Genomic DNA, 3821 nt, shown 5'->3' on the forward strand with positions numbered 1-3821 from the left:
TCCACCGAGCAGCACGGCGCCCTGACGGTCCTGGACACCCTCGCCGTCCCGAGCAGTTCCAGGCTCATCCCCCACAACGCGGGCGACCGGTGGACCGGCGGCGTCGCGGGCGGGGCCCTGTACGGCGAGGAGGTCCACGACGCGCAGTGGGGGGAGCTGACGCTGGAGCTGAATCCGGGCTCGTTCTCCCCGCGGGCGGACGTCAATCGCCGCAGGGCGGCCTGGTGCCTGCTCGGGCTCGTCCTGGCCGAACTGGCCGCCGGCGCGCTGCCCCTGGGCAGCCGGGGCACGCGGGGGCTGGGGCAGGTGGAGGTCACCGGGATCAGGGTCGAGGGCGGCCCGAGCCTCGGCGTCGAGGACTGGGAGCTCGCGGCGCCGTCGCAGGACGGCGGAGCCGGGGCCGGCCTCGCCGGGCAGATCCTCGACCGTCTCCGGAGCGTGAATAAGGGCATTGCCGCGAGCCCCGGCGCGGGCGACAATTGGACCGGGTGGTCCTCCTACCTGTGCGACCCTGAGGAGGTGCGCGATGAGTGATCGGTTCTCAATGCCGGATCTGAAGCCGGCGGTGTGGACGACCGATATCGCCCCGGACGAGGACCTCGGGGCGGCCCTGGGCCGGGTCGGGCGCCTGGGCGCGAACGTCCGGGGCATCGCCTACACGACGGCGGGGGCGCGTGCGCTCCGGTCGGTCTGCGACGGGGTCCTGCGCGCAACGGACGGCGAGGTGCGGCGCGAGACCGTGTACGAGCTGCGGCTGTGGTCGGTGATCGCGAAGGATGGGGGCGGGGGCGACGGCGTGCTGGCGCGCGAGCTGCGGTGGCTCAACGGCACCGGGTCGGCGGAGGTCGCCGTCCTCAGGGCCGACGGCGTCGAAGACGGGGCTGCGACCGGGGCGGAGGACTGCTGGTACCGGCCCAACGCCTATCTGCAGCACAGTGACAGCGAGAGGGACCCGCGCAAGATGCCCGCGATGGAGAGCATCGAGGTCTTCATCATCGAGGACGAGTACGGCAATACGGTGTTCGTCGACGAGCTCATGACGGGAGAATGGAAACGCAATGGTTGAGTTCGAACCCTTCCACTCCGCGGTCAACCGGATCCCGGTGCTGCGGGACAAGGCGCAGGGTCTGGCCGAGGACGGGATGCTGCCGGAGGATCTCTTCGCCACCGGCAAGGCCCCGGGGCACGACCACCTGGAGCCCGAGAAACTGTCGGGTTCGATCGATCTGGAGATGATCTTGAGAACGCCGCTCGTCTTCGGCGAGCAGACCGTCGAGCACGAAGGCGGCAAGGAGCGTCATTTCATCGACCTTCCGATGAACGACGACGGCGGTCTCGTCGTGCCCCCCACCATGATCAAGGGCATGATCTCGCGCGCCTACGAGACGCTCACCTGCTCGCGCTTCCGCGTCTTCGGGGACACCGAGGACCGGGAGGGGCAGCGCCGTCCGAAGAGCAAGCACTCCGACCGCCTGACCTACCGCGGCGACCCCGCCAGCGCGCTGCAGCTCGTCCCGTTGCGCCTCGAGAAGAAGAATTCCGACGGCGGTTTCACGGCCGCCCTCCTCCAGGGCGACACCATGGTGACGACCGATTACCGTGAGAACGGGATCACCTATCCCACCATGCGGGCGGCCAGTTTGCAAGCCGGAATGCGAGGGCATGCGAAGCTCTGCCTGCAGGGGGGACTCGAAAGGCTCGAGAGGATGACGCCCCACCTCGAGGAGATCCGCTGCCACATGACGCTGTGCCTTCACGGCGACCGCGGCCGGGGCGCCCGCTACGCCTACTGGCAGGTGACTCACATCCAGGACAACAGCGGCAATTTCGTCGAGGCGTTCCGGATCAACGACTCGGTGACCACGATCGAGGACATGGACAATGTCCCCGGATACGTCTACCGGAGCACCGCCGAGGGGGATTCCCCCTCGAAACTGTTCCCTCGCAAGCACGACGAGAGGGTCTTCTTCGACGTATCTCGCAGCGGGCCGGAGCGAGTCACTGTCAGTAAGGACGTGCTCAGGGACTACCGCATTGTGGTCGACAGCTACATCGCCTATCGCGAGGAGGAGGAGAGGCTCAATCTCCCGCTGGACAAGAGGCACCGCCCCAACCGCGCCACCGCCGAGGCCCGTGACGGGGAGGGTGCGCCCGCCGATCTCAAGAAGGACGATCTCGCCTACGCGGTCGTCGAGCGGAATCGCGACGGATCGCACGCCGTCCGCCAGCTCCTCCCGGTCATGATCGGCCGGCGCGCCTACCGGGTCAGCCCGCGTGATCTCGCCGAGCTCCAGGGGATCCTCCCGGTGTCGGATCGCGACGGGGCCACCGCCGCCGACCGGCTCTTCGGCTACGTCGTCCCCGAAGCCGAGGACGGGGCCAGAAGAGGGGACGTCTCGTCTCGAGGACGGTTGATCTTCGGGGCGGTCGACGCCTCACGGGCGAAGATCGGACGCAAGGAGAAGACCCTCTCCCCGCTGCTCCAGCCCAAGACGACATCGGCCCGGCGATTCCTCACCGATTCGGAGGGCAGGACGCCGACCGACGAGAAGGGCGCGCCGCTCGCGCGGGGCGAGCACTTCGCCTCCGGCCAGTTCCTGGGCGCCGCCGCCTACCCCGTGCACCGCACGCTCGTGGAACGCAAGAATCTCGACGACTCGGGATTCCCGAGACGGGCGCAGGATGAAGTCGTCCTCGCCGGCCGGAAGCAGGACAATATCGGGGTGAGACTCACCGCCAGATCCTGGGTGAAGATCGGCAGCAGGCTCCGGTGCAGGGTGTCGTTCTCGAATCTGAGCAGGAACGAGTTGACGGCCCTCGTCTGGGTGCTCACCCCGAAGAACCTGGTCCCACCCCGGGAGCGCAATGACGACCCGCGAACGGTCGGATTCCTGCAAATGGGTCTGGGGAAGCCGCTCGGACTGGGCGCGCTCGAGGTGCGCATCGCCGAGGGCGGCCTGCACGTGATCAGCGGGAAGGACCTCGGTGCGGCGTACGAGGACCTGAGCGGATGTCTCGGGGAGAGCGAGTCCCGGGCCCAGGTGTCGGAGTACTCGTTCGCCGAGGACGTCAGGGCCGAGCTCGAGCGCCAGCCGTGGGTCCAGGCCCTGCAGCGCGCGGCGTTCGGCTACACCGACGGCAAGGAAGTCCGCTACATGTCGCTGGAGGAAAACAAGGCGAACAATCAGACGGACTTCAAGACCGGGAAGCCCAAGGAGCGCCGCGGCCTCTCCCCTCAGGACCTGCACGGCGACGGCTCGCACAGGTGCACTCATATCCCGCCCGATGAGAAACGGGCCCCGCGTTCCCAGGGTCCCCGCCCCCGGTACCGCAGAGGGCGCTGAGACACGATGCCGAATCGAAGCGAACAGCGCAACCAATTCAAACGCAGAACCGATTGGATCGTCAGAATCCCTTTGTTCTTCGCCTGCATCGCCACCGCAATGCTCGCACTTCTTGATTCGGTCGGGGTGCGGGGCGGTCTCGGCGGGGGTGGTCGGAGCCGAACCGGCTGGTGCTGGAGGTGCTGCTGCGGCTGGTGGGGCGGTATAGCGAACGGGATGTCATGTTACATGTTTGCAGTAAGGCACTCCAACGCCGACCTTTCGGCATGACGTCGTTGAAAGTTGGCGCGCGGAGGGCTCGAAGGGCCGTCGGTGGCGCTTGGCGTGATTCCGCCACTATGTGCTACTCTGGGCTCGGTGCTGGCCGGTCCGGAGGGGTGCTCCCGGGGCCGGTGGCGCTCCGGGCCCTCGAAGTGGCGTCATACCGCCGCTCCCGAGGGCAGGGGTCAGGGAGCACCACGCACCTGTAGGTGCATT

Annotated in this window: 2 protein-coding genes and 1 pseudogene; all 3 read left to right on the plus strand. The window is 68.1% G+C overall.

Translation table 11 applies throughout. From position 1 onward, the window contains the following. A pseudogene (locus G446_RS20435) lies at positions 1–534 on the plus strand (RAMP superfamily CRISPR-associated protein); the annotation flags it as partial. Beyond that, a complete protein-coding gene (locus G446_RS0113250; protein ID WP_026410497.1) occupies positions 527–1066 on the plus strand; it encodes a hypothetical protein in 540 nt (179 codons plus the stop codon). The pseudogene G446_RS20435 and the gene G446_RS0113250, both read left to right, overlap by 8 nt. After that, positions 1059–3344 carry a hypothetical protein gene (locus tag G446_RS0113255; RefSeq protein ID WP_026410498.1) on the plus strand — a complete coding sequence of 762 codons (2286 nt, stop codon included), beginning with the start codon at positions 1059–1061 and terminating at the stop codon, positions 3342–3344. Before G446_RS0113250 ends, G446_RS0113255 begins: the two co-directional genes overlap by 8 nt. The last annotated feature ends 477 nt before the right edge of the window (positions 3345–3821 follow it).

This window comes from Actinomyces dentalis DSM 19115 (genome assembly GCF_000429225.1).
GTDB lineage: Bacteria > Actinomycetota > Actinomycetes > Actinomycetales > Actinomycetaceae > Actinomyces > Actinomyces dentalis.

Coding starts and splice junctions, on each gene's coding strand:
- G446_RS0113255 (WP_026410498.1), top strand. CDS start 1,059: ATGGTTGAGTTCGAACCCTTCCACTCCGCGGTCAACCGGATCCCGGTG.
- G446_RS0113250 (WP_026410497.1), top strand. CDS start 527: ATGAGTGATCGGTTCTCAATGCCGGATCTGAAGCCGGCGGTGTGGACG.